The sequence below is a fragment of the Pseudolabrys sp. genome, from assembly GCF_050250095.1.
Classification (GTDB): Bacteria; Pseudomonadota; Alphaproteobacteria; order Rhizobiales; family Xanthobacteraceae; genus Pseudolabrys.
On record NZ_JBFWPH010000002.1, the window covers coordinates 242,689 to 263,958 of the forward strand.

Genomic DNA, 21,270 nt, shown 5'->3' on the forward strand with positions numbered 1-21,270 from the left:
GCGTTATCCGCTTAGAACTTCGTGCAGGCGTCGGGGCCGATGGCATCTGAGCCGTTGACCTGTCCGACAATCTTGAACTTGCCGCCGGTGACGCGGACGACATACATCGTCTGCGCCGCCTGGTGGTCTGCGCCGCGCAGCGTCTTCTCGCCCTGTGGCGTCATCCACTTGAGGTCCTTGAAGGCCGCGCGCACCTTGTCGGTGTCGGTGCTCTTGGCCTTCTCGACGGCGGCCTTGTAGGCGTAGATCAGGCCGTAGGAATCCGCACCGTACAGATCGGGGTCGATCTTATTGGCCGCCTTGAAGGCCGCGACGAACTTCTTGTTCTCCGGCGTGTCGATTTCCGCCGAATAGCCGACGCCGGTGACGAAGCCTTCCGCCGCCTTGCCGATGGCGCCGAGGTTCTGGGCCGTCACGGTGCCGGAAGCGCCGACGACGGTCAGGTTGTTGAGCAGGCCGAATTCCTGCAACTGCGTGAACAGGCGCACGGTGTCGTTGCCGGCGACCGAGGTGTAGAGCACCTGCGGCTTGGCGGCGCGGAGCTGGCCGAAATATTGCGTGTAGTCCTTGCTGTCGAGCGGCGCGAAGACCTCGCCGGTCGAGTTGGCCCCGACCTTTTCCGCGCTCGACTTGAAGGCGGCCACGGTGGAGCGGCCCATCTCATAGTCGGGGCCAAGGTAGAACACCTGCGCCTTCGGCTTCTCCTTCGACAGCCAGACGGCGAGCGCTGCCGATTGCTGGCCGGCGCGCGCGTTCACGCGGAAAACGTTTGGAGAGCATTTGTCGCCGGTGATGGAATCGGCGAACGACACCGTCGTCGCAATCAGCTTGCCGGCGCGCTCGGCGACCTGCCCGACGGCCAGCGTCGAACCGGAATTCACCGTGCCGGTGAGGAAATCCACCTTGCCGACCTGGAACAGCTTGTCGGCCTTCTGCACCGCCACCGACGGATTGGCTTCCTCGTCTTCGAAGGTCAGCTCGACCTGGCGGCCCATGATGCCGCCACTCGCATTGACTTCCTTGGTCGCCAGCTCGAGGCCCCATTTCACCTGTTGGCCGATGCCGGCATAGGTGCCGGAGAGCGGCGTCACCACGCCGATCTTGATCGGATCGGCGGCGTAAGCCGCGCTCAAGGCGGTCGCCGACATCAGCGCCGCCAGAATGGTCGTCTTGGTATGCGTCATGTTTTCCTCCGGTTGGGTTTTGTTTTCAGGTGCCTTTGAACTTCGCGGGGCGCTTGCCGTGGAACGCCTCCACGCCTTCGCGGAAATCGTCAGACTGCCGCAGCCGGCTGTAGCAATGCCCTTCCAACTCGACTGCAATCGAGAGCGTCGAGTCTTCCGTGTCGTTGAGTAGTTTCTTGGCCGTGCGCTGGGCGAGCGGCGAGAAGGTCAGCAGTTCGTCGACCAAAGCGTCGGTCGCCGCCTCCAGTTTAGCGTCAGGCACGCATTCGGTCGCGATGCCCCAATCGAGCGCCTGTTTGCCGGGTATGCGCTTGGAGCGCATGACGATGTCCTTGGTGCGCGTGATCCCGACGATCTTTTGCAGGCGCGCCGAGCCGCCGGAACCTGGGATCTGGCCGAGCTTCTGTTCCGGCAGCGCGTAAAAGCAGGTTTCCGAGACGATGCGGAAGTCGCAAGCGAGCGAAATCTCGAAGCCGACGCCGAAGCAGTAGCCGCGGTTGGCGGCGATCACCGGCTTGGAGCAGCGCGCGGGGGCGGCGATGTTCCAGGCGAGCTTGGAGACGTGCTCGGGCGAGGCTTCCATGAAGCCCTTGATGTTGCCGCCGCTGGAAAAGTGCTCGCCGATGGCACGCAGCACGATGATCCGAACGCGCTCATCCTCGTCTAGCGCCTCGAAGACGAGGCGCAACTGGTCGCGCTGCGTCATCTCGATCACGTTGAGCGGCGGGCGGTGCAGGATAATATCCGCGCGCTGCTTTTCGGCGTTCAGTTCGACCTTGAAGCCGTTGAGCGTAGCCAGGCGCGGGTCGTTGAAAGTCATCGTTGTCATGCGGCTGTTCCCTGTGAGCGTGTGGTGCCTTCGGCTTCGAATTCGCCCGCGACGAGCTTGCGGCGCAGGAGCTTGCCGACCGGCGATTTGGGGATTTCATTGACAAAGACGTATTGCCGCGGGCGCTTGAAATTGGCGAGCCCGGACGTGCGGCAGAACTGGTCGAGGTCGTCGGTCTCGACCGGGCCGCGGCGCTTGATGAAGGCGGCGATGATTTTGCCCCAACGGTCGTGCGGCAGGCCGACGACGGCCACCTCCGACACGGCCGGATGCAGCGACAGACAGCTTTCGATTTCGACCGGCGAGACGTTTTCGCCGCCGGTGATGATCATGTCGTCGACACGGCCGGTGACGAACAGGTCGCCGTCCTTGTCGACGTATCCGGTGTCGCCGGTGAAGTACCAGCCCTGCTTGAGCGCCTTGGCATTGGAGTCGGGCCGGCGCCAATAGCCTTCGAACGCTTCGTCGCTGAGCAAGAGCGCGATGACTTCGCCCTCTTCGCCGACGGCGGCGAGATCGGCGGGGGAATTCGCGTTGAGTTTCACCACCCGGACGCGTTGGTTGATGCCGGCGCGGCCAGCGGAGCCGGGTTTGGCCGGCGCATTCTGGTCGATGGTGAAAGTGTAGATTTCCGACGAGCCGTAATGGTTCACGAACAGGTCCGGCTTGAAGGCGGCGTTGAGCTCCTTCAGCAGGCCGTCCGTCATTGGGGCGCCGGCGAAACCGAGCTTACGTACCGAGCTGACGTCGGTTTTCGGGAACACGTCGTTATGAATGAGGTCGTGATAGAGCGTCGGAACGAGGTAGAGATTGGTTATCTTCTCGTCGGCGATCATCCTCAGTGCCTGGATGGCGTCGAAGCGGGGCAGGCAGACGAAGGTGCCGCCGATCAGGGACATTGCCAGCAGAGAGCGTACGCCCATGGTATGGTAGAGCGGCATGACGCCGAGGGTGCGCTCGCCATTGGCATATTGGTTCTGCGCGACGTGGGCGACGGCCGCTGCGCGTTCGGCGCGCTGCCGGCGCGGCACGCCTTTCGGCTTGGCCGTGGTGCCGGAGGTGTAGAGCATCACTGACCAGGCATCGGCGCCGACGCGCGGCACGGCGTCGGCAGCCTCGCGTTCCAGCATGGTGGAGAATTTGATCTCGTCGCCCTCGGCGGCGCCGAGTGCAATGCGGGTGAGCGATTTCGCTTCGCTCGACTGGCGCAGCGCCTCGGCCGAGACCTGCTCGAACACGATCGCCTTGGCTTCGGAATTCTCGACGCAGTAGTCGATCTCGTCGGTCTTTGAGCGCCAGTTGATCGGCGTGATGACGATGCCGGCGAACTGGCACGCCCAGTGGATGGTCGCCGCCTCCCAGCGGTTTTGCAGTACCGTCACAAGATGGTCGCCCGGCATCAGGCCGATGTCGTCGAAGGCCGCCGCCACCGCTGACACGCGCCGATACCATTGCGCGTAGTTGAGACGGACCGAACCGTCGACGATGGCGAGCGCGTGGGGATCGCGCTCGACGCTGGAGAGAAAGCTATTGCCAAGGTCAAGCATTGGCAGGGACCTCCCGCAATCTTTTTGCTGCGTCCATGGCCGCAGCCAGGATCGGTACGTAACCAGTGCAGCGGCACAGATGGCCTCCGAGGAACACGCGTAAGTTTTCTTCGGTCGGGTTCGGCCGCTGCCGGAGATAGTTGTCGAGCGACATCAGGATGCCGGCCGTGCAGAATCCGCATTGCAGCGCATGATGGCGGCGAAAAGCCTCCTGCAATATGGACAGGCGGCCCGGCTCCGGCGCCAGCGCTTCGACGGTGCGGATGGTCGCGCCGTCGGCTTGAACGGCGAGTGTCAGACAGGCGCGCGCCGGCACGCCGTTAATTTCGATGGTGCAAGCGCCGCAGACGCCGTGCTCGCAGCCGACATGGGTGCCGGTCATGCCCAGCTCATGGCGGAGGAAGTCGGTGAGCAGCATGCGGGGCTCAGCCTCGGCCTCGACGGCGCTGCCGTTGAGGGTGAAGCGCACGCGGTGGCGGCGCTCGGCGCTCAGGCGAGGCATCGGCGCGCCTCCTCGATGGTCGCACGGCCCATGCGGCGGACGAGTTCGCGACGATAGGGGGCGGTGGCATGCAGGTCCTCGCGCGCGTCCAACTCCCAGGCGAAGGCATCGATCGCATCGTCGAGCGGGCTTCCGTCGAGCGCCGGAAAGTCGCGCCGCTCGGGCTTGTCGGCGACGCCGCCGACGGCGAAGGTGATGCCATCCGGCGAGACCACGGCGGCGCAGGCGACGATGGCGAAATCGCCGTGGCGGCGGCCGAATTCCTGGAAGGCGGTGCTGGTGTCGGGGCGTTTGGCCGGCAGCACGATGGCCTCGATCATTTCGTCGTCGGCGCGTGCGGTCGACATCATGCCGGTGAAGAAATCGGCGGCGCTGACGCTGCGGCGCTTCCGGTGCGAGGACAGCGCGACGCTGCCGCCGAGCGCCAGCAGCACCAGCGGGATCTCGGCGCTCGGATCGGCATGGGCGACCGAGCCGCACAGCGTGCCACGGTTGCGCGTCTGCGCATGGCCGACCCAGGGCAGGGCGGCGGCCAGCAGCGGCGCCTTCTCGGCGACGTCGCGCGAGGCCAAAGCCTCGGCCTGCCGCACGCCGGCGCCGATGCGGAGAGCGTCGCCCTTGGCGGCGATGTCTTTGAGTTCGGCCAGATGCATGATGTCGATGAGCACTTTCGGCCGTGCGAGGCGCATCGACAGCATCGGAACCAGCGTCTGGCCGCCGGCGATGACGCGCGCCTCCCCGCCGTATTCGGCGAGCGCCGCATGCGCCTCAGCCACGCTTTCGGCGCGGATGTAATCGAAGTTGGGGGGCTTCATGCGCCCCTCCCGAACAGGCGGGCGAGGTAGCCGGGCTTCTTGCCGCCGGTGTGGCGGGCAAGTGCGGCGAAGAACTGGCGGATGACGATCCTGGCCGCGCCGTCGAGCAGGCGGCCGCCGATGGCGGCGACCTTGCCGCCGACCTCCGCGTCGTATTCGTAAGCGAGCGTGGTGCCGCCGTCGTCGGTAGCGGCGAGCGTGATGCGGCCCGTGCCGCCTCCGTTGCCGAGCGCGCCGGTGACGACGCCCGTGAGCGTTACAGCTTTCGGCGCCGTCAGGTCCGACAGCACGATGTCGGCCTTGTAGCGGCCGGTCACCGGCCCGACGCCGAGCGTGACCTCGGCGCGGAAGTGCGTATCGGACAGTCTCTCGACGCCGTGGCAGCCTGGAATGATCGCCGCCAGCGTTTTCGGATCGAGCAGCATCGCCCAGACTGCTTGCGGCGGCGCTGCGGCTTGGGCTTGCCCGCTGCCATGCAAGGTGCGGCCCTTGCCGGCCACGGGCTTGGCTTGCGGCTTGCGCGGCGTCCTCTCGGCGCCATGCAGATGGGCGGCGATCTTCGCCGGCGACAGCGGCAGGTTAATTTCCGCGACGCCGAGCGCGTCTGCCACCGCGTTGGCGATGCAGACTGGCGTGCTCATGCAGTTGCCTTCCCCGACGCCCTTGGTGCCGAGCGGCGTGAACGGCGAGGGCGTCTCCAAGTGCAATATCACCGGGTTCGGCACTTCCATCGCGGTCGGCACCAAGTAGTCGGCGAAAGTGCCGGTGAGAAAGCTCCCGTCCGGCCCGTAGGCATATTCTTCGTAGAGCGCCGCGCCGAGCGCATGCGCGAAGCCGCCGGTAATCTGCCCCGCCACCATGCCCGGATGCAGGATGCGACCGCAGTCGTGCATGGTTACGTACTTGTCGATGCGCACGGCGCAAGTGGTGCGGTCGATCTCGACGCCGCAGAAATCGAAGATAAAGGCGTGGCAGAGCGAGGAATTGATCTCGTCGTTCGCGCTCGGCGGCGTTAGCTCCGGCGGCGTCCAGAAGACGGTCTCGCGTAGCGCCTGGTTCTCGACAGGCACCAGCCCGGGTGACCAGTGGCTCGCGGCGGCGAGGCGCGAGAACGCCACGGCGTTGTCGGGATTGCCACGCGCACGAGCTTTGCCGTCGGCGAATTCGACCTCGTTCGCCGCGACGTTGAGTTGCGCGCCGGCGATACGCGCGAGCTTGGCCTTGATCTTGCCGGCTGCAAGATGCGCCGCGCCGCCGGTCGCGGCGGCGAAGCGACTCGAATAATTGCCGGAAGCGATCGACCAGGCGTCGCGCGCAGTGTCCATTTCGGTGATGACGCGGATGTCAGCGGGCTTGAGGCCGAGTGCGTCGGCGACGATCTGCGCCAGCACGGTGCGGTGGCCCTGGCCCTGCGGCACCGAGGCGACATGCACCGAGACGCCGCCAAGCGGGTCGAGCGCCACGGTGGCGGTCGCTTGCGCGCCGTTCTTGGGGCCGGCCTTGCGGCGCTCCTCCGGCGTTAGCACCGTGGTGATGTATCCCATGTTCGACACGCTGGGCTCGACCGCGGCGGTGAGCCCGATGCCGTAGACCCTGCCCTGCGCGCGCGCCTCTTTCTGCTTCTCGCGCAGCGCGGCAAATCCGCCGTCGGCGAGCGCGTTCTCGAAGGCCTTGGCGTAATCGCCGGAATCGAGCGTCGCGCCGGTCGCGGTCTTGTAGGGGAATGCGCCGGAGGGAATGAGGTTGCGGCGGATCACCTCGACCGGGTCGAGGCCGAGCTCGATGGCGATGCGCTGCATCAGCCGCTCGAGCGCGTAATAGACCTGGGGGCCGCCGAAGCCGCGGTTGAGGCCGGTCGGCGCCTTGTTGGTGAGCACGACGCGGTTGCGCACCGACACGTGGCGGATGTCGTAGGCGCCGGTGAGGTTGCCGTGCATGCGGTAGAGGGTCGCCGGCTCGGGCGCGCGGATATGAGCGCCGACGTCCTCCACCTGGTCCCACGCGAGCGCGCGCACCCGGCCGTCGGCGTCGACGGCGGCGTCGAGCACGGTCACGCGGTTGGTCGCCGAGACGGAGGCGGCCAGATGCTCGAGCCGGTCCTCGACCCACTTCACCGGCCGGCCGGTGGCGCGCGACGCGACCCCCATCAGCACGATGTAGGGGAACACGCCCTGCTTGACGCCGAAGCTGCCGCCAGAGTCGGGTGGCGTGCGCAGGCGGAAACGGCCGCCGGGCACCTTCAGCGCCCGCGCCATCACCGCGTGCAGGCTGAACGGACCCATGAAATTCGCGAGCACGTCATAGGCGTCCTCGCCGACGTCGTATTCGGCGACGACGCCGTAGGTCTCCATCGGCGTGCAGGAATTGCGCGGGTAGCGGATGGTCACCGACACGCGGTGCGCGGCGTGCGCGAAGGTGCCCTCGGGGTCGCCGTAGCAGAAGGAGCGCTCGCTGGCGAGGTTGCCTCGCAGGCCTTCGTGCAGGACCGGCTGCGCGGTGTCGAGCGCGGCGAGGGGATCGACGACCGCAGGCAGCGCTTCGTAATCGACCTCGATCAGATCGACGGCGTCTTCGGCTACGTAGCGGCTCGCGGCGACGACCACGGCGACGGGCTCGCCGACATAGCGGACGCGGTCGGTCGCGATTGGCCAGCATTCGATCGGCGCCTTCACGCCGACGACGAGGCTCGCGCACAGTTTGGTGACGTCTTCGCCGGTCAGTACGGCCGCGACGCCCGGTGCCTGGCGCGCGGGGTCGGCGCGGATCGCCTTAACGCGCGCGTGGGCATGCGGCGAGCGCAGGATGGCGGCGTGCAGGGTGCCGGGCTTGACGCCGAGGTCGTCAATGAATCGGCCGCGGCCGGTTAAGAGCGCGGCGTCCTCCACGCGCTCGACCGATTGGCCGCACCACATCGCTGGCGTTGACATGTCCCTGGCGTTCCTCGGCGTGCTCTTGGCGGCACGGTTTCGAAGAAAACGCTGTCATATCAGGCGGCGAGGTACGATCCCCTGCCGTCTCACCACTTACCAAACAGTCTCATTCGGGCCCGCGGCGCGCGCATCACGCGCTGACCGGCGAGCCCATGCGGGCGACGCGGCGGAATTCGCTCGGGCTGACGCCGGCGTGGTCGCGGAAGAAACGGGTGAAATGTCCCTGTGCGCTGAACCCGAGCTTGTCGCTCACGGCGGACAGGCTTTCCTCGCTGTAGACCACCGATTTTACCGCCAGCTCCATTCGCACCAAATTGAGATAGACGTGTGGCGTCATGGAGGTTGAGCGCTCGAACAGACGGTAAAAATGCGCACGCGACAGGCCGGCTTCCTTGGCCAGCGACTCCACGTCGCGCGTCGTCTGCGGGTCGAGCCGGATCAGGTTGACCGCGCGCCGGATGCGCCAGTCGAAACGGCTGCGGTCATTCTCGATGTCCTGCAGGCGGCGTGAAATCGTTTTCCAGGGCGTGAATCGCTCGATCACCGAGATCATCAGATCCGACAACAACTGCTCTTGCGTTGAATTGGCGCCCGGATCGGCCAGCATCACGGCGGCCAGATCCATCGCCAGGCGGCGGATGCGCGGGGATACTTCGCCGGCCGGCTTTTCGAAAAAGCCGGGCAGTCCGCTCGCTGTCCAGTTCGGCCGGAAATTCTTCAACCAACTCGGCTCGATGTAGAGCGCGAGGATGATCGTGCGCGGGCGGTTCTGGTCGTGCACATAGGCGTGCGGCTCCCAGGTATTGACCAGCACGGCTTGCGTGTCGGTCAGCAGCACCAGGTTGTTGCCAACGGCGAATTGCGTGTCGGCGCCGTCCGCCTTGATCAGCACGTGGCAATGCGGGTGCGCATGCCGCACGAGCGAGCGGTCCATGTCGAGCAGGGCGACACGGCCAAACGCGCCATGAGCGATGCGCAGCGCTGTCGACATTAAGGGCCCTTGCACTCCGGAAGAGGGGAGGTGCTCATCCCAGCAAATACGAATGATGCCATTCTCGCTTAAATCGCGCCCCACGCAAAGAGGCGAAATGACGCTGATTTAAGTAGGTATTCCGGGGGTTATCGCGGCGCCAATGCCCGACGCCCGCGCCGGCCAGACGAACCGATCCAGGGTATGAAGCGCCGCCGCGCCGATACCGGCGCGCGGCGCGGCTAGATCATTCTCGCTACCAACGGCGCGCCGCGGCGGTAATCCGCGCTGCACAAAGCGCTAGAGAATACTTCCAAAAGGGATTATCGGGACGCCCTTTTGAACGACAAGAGCTTCAGCAGCAAGTTCCTCGGCCTCGACTGAACCATCAACGACGGAGTGACATGTGGGACGCCTGAGCGGCAAGGTAGCCATCGTAACTGGCGCGGCGCAGGGCATCGGCGCGGCTTACGCCAAGGCGCTGGCGGCGGAAGGCGCAAAGCTGGGGCTTTGCGATCTCAAGGCGCCCGATGCGGTGGTCAAGGAGATCACAGCCGCGGGCGGCGAGGCATTGAGCCTGGCCTGCGACGTCACCGATGCGCGCGCGGTGGCAAATCTCGCCGCCGAGACCGAGCGCGCCTTCGGCGGCATTCATATCTTGGTCAACAATGCCGGCATCTTTGCCAGCCTGGCGCTCAAGCCGATGAGCGAGATCGACAGCAAGGAATGGGATCTGGTCATGGCGGTGAACGTGCGCGGCTCCTTCGAGTGCGCCAAGGCCGTGTTGCCGGTCATGCGCCGGCAGAAATACGGCAAGATCATCAATATCGCATCCGGCACGGTGTTCAAGGGCGCGCCGATGCTATTGCACTATGTGTCGTCGAAGGGTGCGGTGGTGGCGATGACGCGGGCGCTGGCACGCGAGGTCGGCGGCGACGGCATTCGGGTGAACTGCCTCGCGCCCGGCCTAACCATGAGCGAAGGCGTGCTTGCCAACAGCGATTGGGCCGGCGCGGTGGTCGCCAACAACGTGGCAAGCCGTTGCATCAAGCGCGACGCGACGCCCGAAGATCTCACCGGCGCCGTCGTATTCCTGGCCTCGGCGGAGAGCGACTTTATGAGCGGCCAAACCATGGTTGTCGACGGCGGTTCGGTGACGCATTGAGCCGGCGGCGCACTTCCCGCCGCTCACGTTCCGAAAGCGTCGTCCGGCGATGAATGCTTCAATTTATCATGCCTGGGCATCAAGTCGCCCAGTCAGGACGCCAAGAGCTTCAAGCAAATAATAGTCACCCCATATCAATTCGTTCGCCGGGGCCACGCCGTTATTGGGATCGAAGCACCCGTCTGCAAGGATGCCAGGCGGGCGCTTATCGGCAGGCGTCGTCGGCGTGAGATGTCTCTGGACAAGGGCCAGAACTGTGTCCTGTGCGACTTGGGCGAGATGTGCGGCCTTGTTGCGATCCGGGTGCAAGGCGGACAGCTTCAGCAGCGCGGCCGCCGCGATGGCTGTTCCAGATGTGTCGCGTTTGGTGTCCGCGGTCTTTTGAACGCTAAAGTCCCAATAGGCCACGAGATCTGGGGGAATGTTTTCGATCCACCAATCGGCAACCTTCTCGGCGAGGGCAAGGAGCCGCTTTTCCTCCGGCGCAAGCATCGCGCAGAGCGAAAATCCAAGCATTGCCCACGCCTGAGCGCGGGTCCAGATCGCAGAGGGCGACGAACCCTTGTGCGTATAGCGGCGGACGACGCGACCGTTTGCCGGATCGAAGCTGGCCGACTGGATGACCGAGCCGTCCGGTTGCACGCAGAATTCGGCATTTTTGTAAGCATGCGCGAGCGCGATCTTGCGGATGTTTTCATCCCGCGTCGCATTCGCCGTCCATAAAAGGAGGGGGCTGGCGATGACACCGTCGATATTGCTTTCGTCATCGCCGACTTTGTGGGCTTCCTCGGCCTCGGTTCCAAGCGGAATCAAGCCGACCGTCGGGTTGAAGGCTTTCGCCAAGGTCTGGCCGGACCTCACGGCGATTTCGTACGCGGCGCTGCTGTTCGCCAGCTGTGCGCCAAGCACGGCGCCATAGTAGAACAGAAATCCGCGAAATACCGATTTCGAATGTATTCTGGGCGCGAGCCTTCTCAGTGCGTCTTCCGCCGCATGAAAATAAGCAGGCTCGTTCCAGTATCGGCCGGCCAGCCACAATTCTCCGATCCAAAATCCACCAGTCCAGAATCCATCCGCCGACGTGACCCACTGGCCTGTAGTCGGGTCGGCATAATGGGGAAAGCCGGGCAGCGATGACTGCATCGTTTCGTCGATGCGGACTTTCATCCGGCCGAGTGCATTCTCCCAAATCGGGGTGGAAGCGGCGATGTCGTGCGTTGGATTCATTATCGATCAACCTTGCAGGCTGGTGTCGGATGCCCTCGTGCGCAGAGTTCTGCTTCAATGCTCGCCGGCATGCACAATACTCATCTTACGATGCTGGCGCCGCGAAGGGCCTGGATCTCTTCCGGCGAAAATCCGAAGGAAGCGAGAACGCCGTCGCTGTCCGCGCCAAGTGCCGTCGGCTGGCGATAGACTTTCGGCGGCGTTCGCGAAAGCCGAACGGGATTTCCCGCGAGCCGAGCCGCCTTCTGCCCGGGAATCGGGACGTCCCAGATCGTGCCGTTATGGATTGTCTGCGGATGATCGACGACGTCGGCGACGTCGTTGACCGGCGCGCACAGAATGTCCACCTTCGCCAGCCGTGCCATGCAGTCCGCCGATTTGAAGCGGGCAAACACCGGGACGAGCATTTTTTCGATCTCGCGGAGGTGCTGGATTTGCAGATCCGTCGTCGCGAACTTCGGATTTTGACTGAGGTCTTCAATTTCGAACGCGCTGCAGAGTTTTTGCAGGGGATTATCCCGGAACAGCGTCAGCACGGTCAGCCAGCCGTCTTGCGTGCGATAGACCATGGACTGCCGGAGCCAGCTGGTGCGGTATCCATAGATTTCCTGGCTCGAAATTTCGAGCGTCTGCATCGCCAAGGCGACGTCGAAGAGCGAGGTCGAAACCATCTGCCCGCGGCCGGACCGCTGTCGTTCGACCAGCGCGGCAAGAATTCCCTGCGTCAACGACACGGCGGTGACGTAATCGACCGCTGGCGTGTTGTTGAGACGCGGGGATTCGCCGGGCTCTACGCCGCTCATGGCCAGCCCGCTAAACGATTGAGCCAGCATGTCCTGGCCGGGAAGATCGGCCATCGGCCCGCTCTCGCCGAAGGCCGAGCCGGCGGCGTAAATCAACCGAGGGTTGCGCCGGTGAATATCGGCGAATCCAAGTCCCAGACGTTCCATCACGCCGGGACGAAAATTATGCAGCAACACGTCGGCGCGGTCGACCAACCGCAGCAGCGCGTCACGGCCTTGAGCTTCCTTGATGTCGAGGCACAACGTCCGCTTGTTACGGCAGAGCGCCGCATAGTAGCAGCTCATTTCGCCGCGATCCCGGCCGACGGTATCGAGCGTGCGAAGGATGTCTCCAGGCGCGGGACGCTCGATCTTAATGACATCGGCGCCGAAATCGCCAAGCATCTGCGCAGCCAGCGGAACCTGCATGACCATGCCGAGCTCGAGCACGACAATGCCGTCCAGGGCCATCGCCGACGAGGAAGGCTGAGGGGCTACAGGGGCGTCCATGCCGATTGCTCCAGATACTGGTCGTATAGTAAGTAAAAATCAGACGCGTGTAAAGCAACAGCTCCCTGGAAGGCCCGGCGGTTTTTGCGACAAAATATAATGAAGGCCGCCTCGTTTGCGGAGCAAAGGGTAATGAGATGATCGGGCAGGATCGTTCGACGTGGACCGTTCGGGAAATCGCCTTGCGTCAGCTTGCCGAGTGCGGGGACCGCATTTTTGCGCAGGAGGTCGATGGCAAGACTGAGACCTACCGGACGTTCATCGGGCGCGGCATCGCATTATCCCATTTCCTGCTCGAATGTGGCGTTCAGAAGGGCGACACGGTGGCGATATTTGCCGGCAATAGCTTGCCGGGTCTGCATGCGTGGCTCTCTGCCGGGCTGATCGGGGCCGTCGAAGTGCCGATCAATCCGAGTTACCGGGCGGATATTCTGCGGCATATCCTGACCTTGGCTAAGCCCGGTGTGATCATCGCGGATAGAGATGCGCTGCCGGCCCTGGCGGAGCTCGATGAGCATCTCGAATTTGTGCGGGATATTGTCGTCATCGGCGATTCAAGAACAGCACCGGCAACGGTTAAAACGAGGAGGCGGCTTCACGACTATTCCCGGATCGTTGCGCGGGCGTTGGAGGCGCCCGCTGCTTCCATTCGTCCGTCGGACACGGCTTCAATTATGTTCACGTCCGGAACGACCGGTCCCTCCAAAGGCGTGATGATGCCGAACGGCCAAGTATGCCTGCTGGCGCTGCAAGCGATCCAGGCGACCGGCATGAACGGGGATGACGTCTTCTATTGTGTCCACCCGACAAATCATATTGCCGGAAAATATATGGGCGTATTTGCGATTTTCGCCTCGGGCGGCCGCCTTGTCCTCGACCGGCGATTTGAGGCGGCTTCCTGGCTGGACCGCGTCCGGCGCTATGCGGCGACGATCAGCATCGCGCACGGTCCTATGATCGAGATGATTCATCAGACCCCGGCAAGCGCCCATGACCGCGACCATGCGATGCGCCGGCTGATGTGCTGTCCACTGCCGAAGCAGATTGCCGGTGAGTTCGAGGATCGGTTTGCTCTGCGCGGGGTCGAGATGTGGGGAATGACCGAAATCGCTTGCCCCTGCTGGACCTCGCTGGCGGCGACGCGGGTCCCGGAATCGTGCGGCCGCGCGCTATCGGATTGGTACCACGTCGCCATCGTGGATCCGGAAACGGATGAAATCCTTGGCCCGAACATGATCGGCGAGATCGTAGTCAGGCCTCGTTACCCCTGGACGACCATGCAGGGCTATCTTGGAATGCCCCAGGAAACGGTCGAAGCTTGGCGCAACATGTGGTTTCATACGGGGGACGCGGCCCGTGTCGACGCCGACGGCAATTTTTTCTACGTCGACCGCATCAAAGACCGAATCCGTCGCCGCGCGGAGAACATCTCGTCTTACGATATAGAAACTGCCGCGAAGCAATTCCCCGGCGTTCACGAAACTGCCGCAGTGGGCGTGCCGTCCGATTATGCAGGCGACGACGACGTCAAGCTGTGTGTCGTATCGGATCCGGCGGTCGAGGCGTCGCCGCTTGCCCTCTTGCGGTTTCTGGCGTCTCGCCTGACGCCGGCGATGGTCCCGCGCTACATCGAATTCCTGGATGCGCTGCCGCGGACGCCCACCAACAAGGTGAGGAAGCGCGAATTGCGCGATAGCGGAGTTACATCCCGCACGTGGGATCGCCAGGCCGCCGGCGTGAAGCTCCGGGAATTGATTGAAGAGGCGTCGGCTAGCGAGCGCGCCGGATAGGCTTGGGACGAGGCTTTAAACCAAGCCCCTGGAGAAACACTGTCCGCACGACCCGCACCAATTTTTCGCCGTCAATTTCTCTTCGATGATATTCCAGCATCATGCCGTCGTGAGTGGCGACCACGGTGGATGCGATTTCGCGGGTCGGCAGATCCTTCGGCAGTTCTCCGCGCATACGGCCGGCTTCGATGATCTCCTCGAGGACGCGATATATCCGGTTGTAGATGGCCACGATCCGCTTGCCGATCGCGTCCGACCGGTGGCGGAACTCGATCGATATCTGAATCAGGCACAACAGTTCGTAAGGGCGCTCGATTCCGTGCCAGGAGCCGAAGTGGAAATACGCGACGATCTTGTCGAGCGCGGTCCCTTCAGCGCTAGTCAGATGGGCCGCGAGGGAATTGACGATATGGTCTTCGGCGATATCGAGAAGATGCAGCAGCAGCCGTTCCTTGCTGGTGAAATAAAAGAAGATGGCCCCCTTCGTCATCCCCACCGCCTCTGCAATTTCTTGCAAAGTCGTCGCATGATAGCCCTTCATGACGATGAGCTGGAACGCCGCCTGTGAAAGCCGCTGGATGCTATCCTCGCGGAGTTCGGCATTCTTTGCGGCTTTTCTGGGCGGCAATATACCGTCTCCTCTAATTCATTATCGAAACCCGCGGCCGGGCGAATAGAGGCGACGGCCGGGCCGCCGAGTTAATATCAAAGCGGCGGCCATGCCAGTCCAGTTATCTTCTCGGATGAGGCGGCAGCGATCCGTTGGGCGTGCTCAGTCGGATATCCGACGCTGCACAATATTTCAACAGTCTTGTCGGCGAGGTCGATCGGCTGGGGTGAACCGGGCGTCGCCGACAGGATTGGAGCGACGATCGTCCTGTCGTGCGGCAGATTCGCATGCCGCGCGCCATTGTGCGGATGGGCGAGGGCTTCGCCCGGGTCCAAAACCGGCGAAACACAGGCATCGCGCCCGTCGAAGACACCGGCCCAGACGTCGCGCGGACGTGTGGCAAAGCTGCGTTCGAAACGAGCGGTGAGTGCCGGCCAGATTGAACGATCCAAATGGTTGGGCGGCGGCGCATCGGCATATTCCAGCGTTTGCCACAGATTCTCGAAAAAGCGTCGCTCGAGGGCGCCGACGGCGATAAACCGGCCATCGGCGCATCGATAGCAGCGGTAGAATGGCGCGTTGCCGGCGACCAAGCCATCGCCGCGCGCCTGTAGCACCGGCTCGCCCCAGTCGGGAAAATGCATGGTCATCATCGACATGCAGCCGTCGACCATCGATGCGTCGACGTATTGACCTTCGCCGGACGTCGCGCGCGCATAGAGCGCGAACATGATGCCGAGAGCGGCAAAAAGACTGCCGCCGGCGAAGTCGGCGAGCAAATTGAGAGGAAATGCCGGAACGTCGGTTTCCGGGCCGAACGCGCCAAGCGCGCCGGAAATGGCGAGATAGTTCAGGTCATGCCCGGCCTCTTGCGAAAGGGATCCACTTTGGCCGTAGCCGGTCAGCGAGCAATAGACGAGGCGCGGATTGATGCTGCGCAGCGTCTCGTAATCGATGCCCAATCGCCCGGTAACGCCCGGTCGATAGCCTTCGACGACGACGTCTGCGGTCTTGGCAAGACGATGGAATGCGTCGCGGCCGTCAGGGCTTTTGAGGTTCAGATTGATGAAGCGTTTTCCGCGCGCCAATGCGGCGATCGGCAGGCTGCCGGCCCCGCCTCCGATCACGATGACCTCGGCGCCCATGTCGGCCAGCAGCATCGTGCAGTACGGCCCAGGCGCCAGGCGCGTCAAATCGAGGATGCGGATGCCTTGCAAAGCCTTATGCCGCGGTAGTGCGGAATCATTGCGAGGCGCGGCATTTGTTTGCTGGACCATTGCCATTATTCCTCGCGTCAGCGGCGTCATTAACCCATCGGGGTATGTGGAACGCAGAACTACTGTTTAAGTCGGACGAAATTTGTCACGGCTAGGCCATGGCCTCGGCGAAAAGGCGTTCGTAGTCCTGGGCGCTGGCAGGCCGCGGGTTGGTGGCCGACGAATGATCGTTCACCGTGTCGGCAAGCTTAGCCGCCGTGTGAGACGGGGTCAGGCCCATGGCGGAGAGACTTTTGGGCAGGCCTAAATCGCTATTCAGCTTGACGATTTCCGCGGACAGGTCGGCGCCGTCCGGCAACCCCATGGCGGCCTTCAGGGCGCGATACTTGGCGTCGTTGGACGGCGCGTTGAAGCGGAGCACGGCCGGCAGGATGACCGCGTTCAGCGTGCCATGATGCAATCGCGGCGAGGACAAACCTCCGAGCGCGTGCGACATGGCGTGGACAGCGCCCAGGCCCTTCTGGAAGGTCATGCCGCCCTGCAGCGCGGCCATCATCATCTCGGTCCTGGCCTCGATATCTTTGCCGTTATGCGTTGCCTTTCTGATGAAGCGAGCGGCGCGGCTAAGCCCGTCGAGCGCGATGGCATCGGCGGGCGGATTGTAGCGAGGGCTCAAATAGGTCTCGATGCAGTGGGTCACGGCGTCCATGCCGGTCGCGGCCGTGAGCAGCGGCGGCAACCCGAGCGTCAGCTCCGGGTCGCAGATGGCGACGTTCGGGATCATGTGCGGCGAGATAAAGCCGAGCTTGCGGCCGTCGTTGAGCGTAATGAGCGCCGCGCGCCCGACCTCGCTGCCGGTGCCCGCCGTGGTGGGGACGGCGATGACCGGCGGCTTGCGCGCCGTGATTTTGTCCAATCCGCCCAGGATCACCGCATATTGCGCCAGCGGCTCCGGATGAGTGACCAGCAGGGCGACGGCCTTGGCAAGGTCCAGCGGCGAGCCGCCGCCAAGCGCGACGATCGAATCGCACGAAGCGGCGCGGAACAGGTCGCGCGCTTCCAGAGAGGCTGCTTCAGTCGGGTTTTCCGGCGTTCCGTCATAAACTGGCGGTTCACCCGGCAGCCCACCAGCATTGATCACATGTTCGACCAGCCCGGCCGCAACGAGCCCCTTATCCGTTACGATAAGCGGACGCTTGACGGAGAGCAGCCGCAGTTCATCGGCAATCGTTTTGACGGCGCCGGCATCGAATTGAATTCTGGTCAAATAGGTGATGAGGCTCATGGTCTCTATTCCAATCCGTCATAGACATGCTTGGCGATGATCAGCCGCTGGATCTCGTTCGTCCCTTCGTAGATTTGCGTGATCTTGGCATCCCGCATCATCCGCTCGACCGGGAAATCACAGGTGTAACCGGCGCCGCCATGGAGTTGCACCGCCTGGGTCGTCACCTCCATCGCCATGTCGCTACACAGCAACTTCGCCATGGAGGCGAGCGAACGAGCGGCCGGATCCTTCGCTGAGAGCGCGTGTGCCGCGCGGTAGAGCAGTGAGCGAGATGCTTCGATCTTGGTGGCCAGATCGGCGACAATGCCGCGGATCATCTGGAAGCGCGATACCACCTGTCCGAACTGCTCGCGGCCGGTGGTATATTTTACCGCCGCCTCGAACGCGCCTTGTGCGATCCCGAGCGCCTGAGCGCCGATCAGGATGCGGGTGTACGATAGGGAATCGGTGATGTAGTTGTAGCCCTTCGCCGGATCGCCTACGCAGCGATATTCGGGAATGCGGCAATTGTCGAAGATCACGTCGGCCGTCGGGCTGCCGCGAATTCCGAGCTTCTTTTCCTTCTTTCCGAACGAGAGGCCCGGATCGTCCTTGTGCACGGCAAACAGGCCGAACGTTTTTTCGCCGGTGCGTGCCAGCACGGTATACCAGTCCGATCGCGTCGCATTGCTGATGAAGCGCTTTTGCCCCTTGAGAACCCACTCGTTCCCGTCCTTCTCTGCGCGCGTCTTGAGAGCGAACAGGTTGGAGCCGGTCTGCGGCTCCGTCAGGCATATCGAAAAGACGGTATCGCCCTTTGTGGCGGGCCGAATGACCTCTTCGCGCAGTCTCTCCGACCCGTGCTTCGCGATCGGCACTGATCCAGCCCAGATGACCATCAAGGTGAGCGAGGACGAAGCGCAGACGCGGCCGAGCTCTTCGAGCGCGATCGACTGGATGAGCACATCGCCGTCCTGCCCGCCGATCGCCTCCTCGAACGCCAGGCCGACGAGGCCGAGTTCTTTGAATGCCTTCAGCGATTCTTCGGGAAAACGTGCCTCTTCATCGTAAGCACGCGCGTGCGGCTCAATTTTCTCGGTGGCAAGACGCCGGACATTTTTCCGGAAGTCCTCGTAAATCTCACTGTCATTCATCATCGCACCTCGTCGATCTTGCTGGTGACGCTCCGCTTCCCGGAAAGAAGTAACATACTATCCGTATGGTATGGAAGCTCGTTAATTTGGGAAGGTCAGTTCTCGCCTTTCGGCCGCAGGATCAGCTTTCCCTTCGCCTTCCGGCCGGTCATCAGTCTCATCGCTTGCTCGATGCCTTCCAGCGGAAACACCGCATCGACATGCGCCGAAATCCTGCCGCCGGCACACCACGACATAAGCGTCGATAGATTGGCACGGTAACGATCGGGTTCACGGTTCACCCATCCGCCGAAATTCACACCGACGACATCGCAGTTCTTCAGCAGGATGATGTTGGCTGGAAACCTCGGAATTTCCCCGCCGGCAAAGCCGACAACCGCAAACCGGCCACCCCAGGCCATACAACGCAAGGTTGGCTCGGCGTAGGCAATGCCGACTGGATCGTAGACTATATCGACGCCGCGCTCGCCGGTTAATCGGCGCAATGCCTGTCTCAGGTCCTCCTGGGCATAATTTACCAAATCGTCCGCGCCATGCTTGTGCGCCAGCGCAAGCTTCTCGTCGGAGGACGCGCAGGCGATAACCCGCGCACCCATCAGCTTGCCGACCTCCACCGCGGATAACCCGGCGCCGCCCGAAGCACCGAGCACCACGAGCGTCTCGTCCTTTTTGAGCCGGCTGCGGTCCTTGAGCGCATAGAGCGAGGTGCCGTACGTCACCGGAATACCGGCGGCGCGGTCGAAATCGAGAGAGTCGGGCAGCTTTACCAGCCGCGCGGCGTCGACCGCGATGCGCTCACATGCCGCACCGAACCCACAAAAGCCCGCGACACGGTCGCCGGGTTGAACGTGTGTGACGCCTCCGCCGATCTGGTCCGCAACGCCGGCGAATTCGCCGCAGGGCGAAAACGGAAGCTCCGGCTTGATCTGATATTTCCCCGTAATGAGCAGCGTATCGGAGAAATTGAGTGCCGCTGCCTTGACGGCCACGACGACTTCGCCGGGCCGCGGTGTTGGCGCCGGCAGGTCGGCGACCTCGAGATCGTCAGGACCGCCAAGACGGGTGCAAAGAACGGCCTTCATCAGTTTCCCGCGGCTACAAAAACGCATTTGCATACTGACCGACTGGTATGTAACATGGGCCTCAACAATATGCCAGTGCGCGAAAATCGTGATCGGGCTGCCGAGCAAAACTTGGGACAAGGGCAAACGATCGTTTTCGCCGACAGATGGCAAGTCGTGTCATGAGGAAGCGGCGCGTCAATGCGTAATGATATCATTCTTGAAGCCGGCGGCCTGACCAAGGACTTCGCCGGCTTTGTCGCCGTCAACGGCGTCGACCTGCAGGTTCGCCGCGGCACCATTCATGCCCTGATCGGCCCGAACGGCGCCGGCAAGACCACCTGCTTCAATCTGCTCACCAAGTTCCTTCAGCCCACGCGCGGCCGCATCCTTTTCAAGGGCGAGGACATCACCGCCATGCAGCCGGCCGACGTGGCGCGGCTCGGACTGGTGCGCTCGTTCCAGATATCGGCGGTGTTCCCGCACATGAGCGTCCTGGAGAACGTGCGCATCGCCTTGCAGCGCGCGCGCGGCGGCTCGTTCGATTTCTGGCGCTCGACCGCGGTGCTCGACACTTTCAACGAGCGCGCCATGGCGCTGATCGCCGATGTCGGGCTGTCGTCTTTCGCCGACTGGGTCGCGGTGGAACTGCCTTATGGCCGCAAGCGCGCGCTCGAGATCGCCACCACGCTGGCGCTCGATCCCGAGATGCTGCTGCTCGACGAGCCGACCGCCGGCATGGGCCACGAGGACATCGACCGCATCGCGCAGCTCATCAAGCGCGTCGCCGCCGACCGCACCGTGCTGATGGTCGAGCACAACCTTTCGGTCGTCGCCGATCTCTCCGACCACATCACCGTGCTCACGCGCGGCCGCGTCCTGGCCGAAGGCGACTACGACAGCGTGTCGACCAACGCCGAAGTGCGCGAGGCCTACATGGGGGTGGGGCATGCTTGACGTCACCGCCCCGCTGCTCGCGGTCAACGACTTGCAAGCCTGGTACGGCGAGTCGCACATATTGCACGGCGTCGCTTTCGACGTGCGCGAAGGCGAGGTGGTCACGCTGCTCGGCCGCAACGGCGCCGGCAAGACGACCACGCTGAAGTCGATCATGGGCATCGTCGGCAACCGCACCGGCTCGGTGCGCTACGAGGGCCACGAGCTCATCGCCCGCACCTCCGACCAGATCGCGCGCGCCGGCATCGCCTTCTGTCCCGAGGAGCGCGGCGTGTTCGCCAGCCTCAGCGTCGAGGAGAACCTGCTCTTGCCGCCGGCGGTGAAGCCGGGCGGCTTGTCGCTCGAGCGCATCTTCGAGCTGTTCCCGAACCTGAAGGAGCGGCTCGGTTCCAGCCAGGGCACCAAATTGTCCGGCGGCGAGCAGCAGATGCTGGCGATCGGCCGCATCCTGCGCACCGGCGCGCGGCTCCTGCTGCTCGACGAGCCGACCGAGGGACTGGCCCCCGTCATCATCCAGCAGATCGGCAAGACCATCCGCGCGCTGAAAGAGCAGGGCTTCACCATTCTCTTGGTCGAGCAGAACTTCCGCTTCGCCTCGACCGTGGCCGACCGCTACTACGTGATGGAGCACGGCCGCATCATCGACCAGTTCGCCAACAGCGAACTGGATGCCAATGTCGAGAAGCTTCATGACTATCTCGGCGTCTGAAAAATAAGCGTGCCACTCGGCACGACATCAAGGAGGAAGATCAA

At 63.6% G+C, this 21,270-nt stretch carries 18 protein-coding genes; 4 read left to right on the top strand and 14 right to left on the bottom strand.

Annotated features, from left to right (window positions below; genetic code table 11):
• Positions 1-11 precede the first annotated feature (11 nt).
• The 7 genes from AB7F10_RS06495 to AB7F10_RS06525 all read right to left on the bottom strand — a co-directional run bounded on the left by AB7F10_RS06495 (position 12) and on the right by AB7F10_RS06525 (position 8,798).
• On the bottom strand, positions 12-1,184 hold the full coding sequence (locus AB7F10_RS06495; RefSeq protein WP_428559469.1) for an ABC transporter substrate-binding protein: 1,173 nt from the start codon (positions 1,182-1,184) through the stop codon (positions 12-14).
• Positions 1,185-1,209: 25 nt separating this feature from the next.
• Complete coding sequence (locus tag AB7F10_RS06500; RefSeq protein WP_428559466.1) at positions 1,210-2,013, bottom strand: enoyl-CoA hydratase/isomerase family protein; 804 nt, start codon at positions 2,011-2,013, stop codon at positions 1,210-1,212.
• Entirely contained in the window at positions 2,010-3,560 is a 1,551-nt protein-coding gene (locus AB7F10_RS06505) for an AMP-binding protein (RefSeq protein ID WP_428559464.1), read from the bottom strand. Before AB7F10_RS06505 ends, AB7F10_RS06500 begins: the two co-directional genes overlap by 4 nt.
• On the bottom strand, positions 3,553-4,062 hold the full coding sequence (locus tag AB7F10_RS06510; protein WP_428559462.1) for a (2Fe-2S)-binding protein: 510 nt from the start codon (positions 4,060-4,062) through the stop codon (positions 3,553-3,555). Before AB7F10_RS06510 ends, AB7F10_RS06505 begins: the two co-directional genes overlap by 8 nt.
• Positions 4,050-4,877 carry an FAD binding domain-containing protein gene (locus tag AB7F10_RS06515; RefSeq protein ID WP_428559460.1) on the bottom strand — a complete coding sequence of 276 codons (828 nt, stop codon included), beginning with the start codon at positions 4,875-4,877 and terminating at the stop codon, positions 4,050-4,052. Before AB7F10_RS06515 ends, AB7F10_RS06510 begins: the two co-directional genes overlap by 13 nt.
• Complete coding sequence (locus AB7F10_RS06520; protein ID WP_428559458.1) at positions 4,874-7,804, bottom strand: xanthine dehydrogenase family protein molybdopterin-binding subunit; 2,931 nt, start codon at positions 7,802-7,804, stop codon at positions 4,874-4,876. The genes AB7F10_RS06515 and AB7F10_RS06520 overlap by 4 nt, the downstream gene beginning before the upstream one ends.
• 133 nt (positions 7,805-7,937) lie before the next feature.
• Positions 7,938-8,798, bottom strand: a complete 861-nt coding sequence (locus AB7F10_RS06525) for an AraC family transcriptional regulator (RefSeq protein ID WP_428560027.1) — start codon at positions 8,796-8,798, stop codon at positions 7,938-7,940.
• A 385-nt stretch (positions 8,799-9,183) separates the two neighbouring features.
• Between AB7F10_RS06525 and AB7F10_RS06530 the strand changes: the two genes are divergently transcribed.
• A complete protein-coding gene (locus AB7F10_RS06530) occupies positions 9,184-9,942 on the top strand; it encodes an SDR family NAD(P)-dependent oxidoreductase (RefSeq protein ID WP_428559455.1) in 759 nt (252 codons plus the stop codon).
• 66 nt (positions 9,943-10,008) lie between these two features.
• Here AB7F10_RS06530 and AB7F10_RS06535 read toward each other — a convergent pair whose 3' ends face one another.
• Complete coding sequence (locus tag AB7F10_RS06535) at positions 10,009-11,169, bottom strand: hypothetical protein (RefSeq protein WP_428559453.1); 1,161 nt, start codon at positions 11,167-11,169, stop codon at positions 10,009-10,011.
• Between the two features lie 80 nt (positions 11,170-11,249).
• A complete protein-coding gene (locus AB7F10_RS06540; RefSeq protein ID WP_428559451.1) occupies positions 11,250-12,461 on the bottom strand; it encodes a CaiB/BaiF CoA transferase family protein in 1,212 nt (403 codons plus the stop codon).
• Between the two features lie 137 nt (positions 12,462-12,598).
• Between AB7F10_RS06540 and AB7F10_RS06545 the strand changes: the two genes are divergently transcribed.
• Positions 12,599-14,251 (top strand): AMP-binding protein, encoded by a 1,653-nt coding sequence (locus AB7F10_RS06545; protein ID WP_428559449.1) that lies wholly within the window; start codon positions 12,599-12,601, stop codon positions 14,249-14,251.
• Here the strand turns inward: AB7F10_RS06545 and AB7F10_RS06550 are convergent.
• The 5 genes from AB7F10_RS06550 to AB7F10_RS06570 form a co-directional block, all read right to left on the bottom strand.
• Positions 14,232-14,879 carry a TetR/AcrR family transcriptional regulator gene (locus tag AB7F10_RS06550; RefSeq protein WP_428559446.1) on the bottom strand — a complete coding sequence of 216 codons (648 nt, stop codon included), beginning with the start codon at positions 14,877-14,879 and terminating at the stop codon, positions 14,232-14,234. The two genes, AB7F10_RS06545 and AB7F10_RS06550, sit on opposite strands and share 20 nt — an antisense overlap.
• Before the next feature lie 77 nt (positions 14,880-14,956).
• Positions 14,957-16,138 (bottom strand): CaiB/BaiF CoA transferase family protein, encoded by a 1,182-nt coding sequence (locus AB7F10_RS06555; protein WP_428559444.1) that lies wholly within the window; start codon positions 16,136-16,138, stop codon positions 14,957-14,959.
• A gap of 91 nt (positions 16,139-16,229) precedes the next feature.
• Positions 16,230-17,363: an iron-containing alcohol dehydrogenase gene (locus AB7F10_RS06560; protein WP_428559441.1), complete on the bottom strand. Its 1,134-nt coding sequence runs from the start codon at positions 17,361-17,363 to the stop codon at positions 16,230-16,232.
• A 5-nt stretch (positions 17,364-17,368) separates the two neighbouring features.
• Entirely contained in the window at positions 17,369-18,499 is a 1,131-nt protein-coding gene (locus AB7F10_RS06565; RefSeq protein ID WP_428559439.1) for an acyl-CoA dehydrogenase family protein, read from the bottom strand.
• Between the two features lie 95 nt (positions 18,500-18,594).
• The gene (locus tag AB7F10_RS06570; protein WP_428560024.1) at positions 18,595-19,581 is read right to left on the bottom strand and encodes an NADPH:quinone oxidoreductase family protein; all 987 of its coding nucleotides are present in this window, start codon (positions 19,579-19,581) and stop codon (positions 18,595-18,597) included.
• A gap of 180 nt (positions 19,582-19,761) precedes the next feature.
• On the opposite strand from AB7F10_RS06570, the gene AB7F10_RS06575 reads away from it, so the two are divergent.
• On the top strand, positions 19,762-20,517 hold the full coding sequence (locus AB7F10_RS06575) for an ABC transporter ATP-binding protein (protein WP_428559436.1): 756 nt from the start codon (positions 19,762-19,764) through the stop codon (positions 20,515-20,517).
• Positions 20,510-21,226: an ABC transporter ATP-binding protein gene (locus tag AB7F10_RS06580; protein ID WP_428559433.1), complete on the top strand. Its 717-nt coding sequence runs from the start codon at positions 20,510-20,512 to the stop codon at positions 21,224-21,226. The genes AB7F10_RS06575 and AB7F10_RS06580 overlap by 8 nt, the downstream gene beginning before the upstream one ends.
• The last annotated feature ends 44 nt before the right edge of the window (positions 21,227-21,270 follow it).

What these genes read in the sequence shown, in the direction of transcription:
- AB7F10_RS06565 (WP_428559439.1), bottom strand. Translation starts at nt 18,499, where the DNA reads ATGAATGACAGTGAGATTTACGAGGACTTCCGGAAAAATGTCCGGCGT.
- AB7F10_RS06505 (WP_428559464.1), bottom strand. Translation starts at nt 3,560, where the DNA reads ATGCTTGACCTTGGCAATAGCTTTCTCTCCAGCGTCGAGCGCGATCCC.
- AB7F10_RS06580 (WP_428559433.1), top strand. Translation starts at nt 20,510, where the DNA reads ATGCTTGACGTCACCGCCCCGCTGCTCGCGGTCAACGACTTGCAAGCC.
- AB7F10_RS06540 (WP_428559451.1), bottom strand. Translation starts at nt 12,461, where the DNA reads ATGGACGCCCCTGTAGCCCCTCAGCCTTCCTCGTCGGCGATGGCCCTG.
- AB7F10_RS06525 (WP_428560027.1), bottom strand. Translation starts at nt 8,798, where the DNA reads ATGTCGACAGCGCTGCGCATCGCTCATGGCGCGTTTGGCCGTGTCGCC.
- AB7F10_RS06510 (WP_428559462.1), bottom strand. Translation starts at nt 4,062, where the DNA reads ATGCCTCGCCTGAGCGCCGAGCGCCGCCACCGCGTGCGCTTCACCCTC.
- AB7F10_RS06555 (WP_428559444.1), bottom strand. Translation starts at nt 16,138, where the DNA reads ATGGTCCAGCAAACAAATGCCGCGCCTCGCAATGATTCCGCACTACCG.
- AB7F10_RS06545 (WP_428559449.1), top strand. Translation starts at nt 12,599, where the DNA reads ATGATCGGGCAGGATCGTTCGACGTGGACCGTTCGGGAAATCGCCTTG.
- AB7F10_RS06535 (WP_428559453.1), bottom strand. Translation starts at nt 11,169, where the DNA reads ATGAATCCAACGCACGACATCGCCGCTTCCACCCCGATTTGGGAGAAT.
- AB7F10_RS06515 (WP_428559460.1), bottom strand. Translation starts at nt 4,877, where the DNA reads ATGAAGCCCCCCAACTTCGATTACATCCGCGCCGAAAGCGTGGCTGAG.
- AB7F10_RS06560 (WP_428559441.1), bottom strand. Translation starts at nt 17,363, where the DNA reads ATGAGCCTCATCACCTATTTGACCAGAATTCAATTCGATGCCGGCGCC.
- AB7F10_RS06570 (WP_428560024.1), bottom strand. Translation starts at nt 19,581, where the DNA reads ATGAAGGCCGTTCTTTGCACCCGTCTTGGCGGTCCTGACGATCTCGAG.
- AB7F10_RS06500 (WP_428559466.1), bottom strand. Translation starts at nt 2,013, where the DNA reads ATGACAACGATGACTTTCAACGACCCGCGCCTGGCTACGCTCAACGGC.
- AB7F10_RS06495 (WP_428559469.1), bottom strand. Translation starts at nt 1,184, where the DNA reads ATGACGCATACCAAGACGACCATTCTGGCGGCGCTGATGTCGGCGACC.
- AB7F10_RS06520 (WP_428559458.1), bottom strand. Translation starts at nt 7,804, where the DNA reads ATGTCAACGCCAGCGATGTGGTGCGGCCAATCGGTCGAGCGCGTGGAG.
- AB7F10_RS06575 (WP_428559436.1), top strand. Translation starts at nt 19,762, where the DNA reads ATGCGTAATGATATCATTCTTGAAGCCGGCGGCCTGACCAAGGACTTC.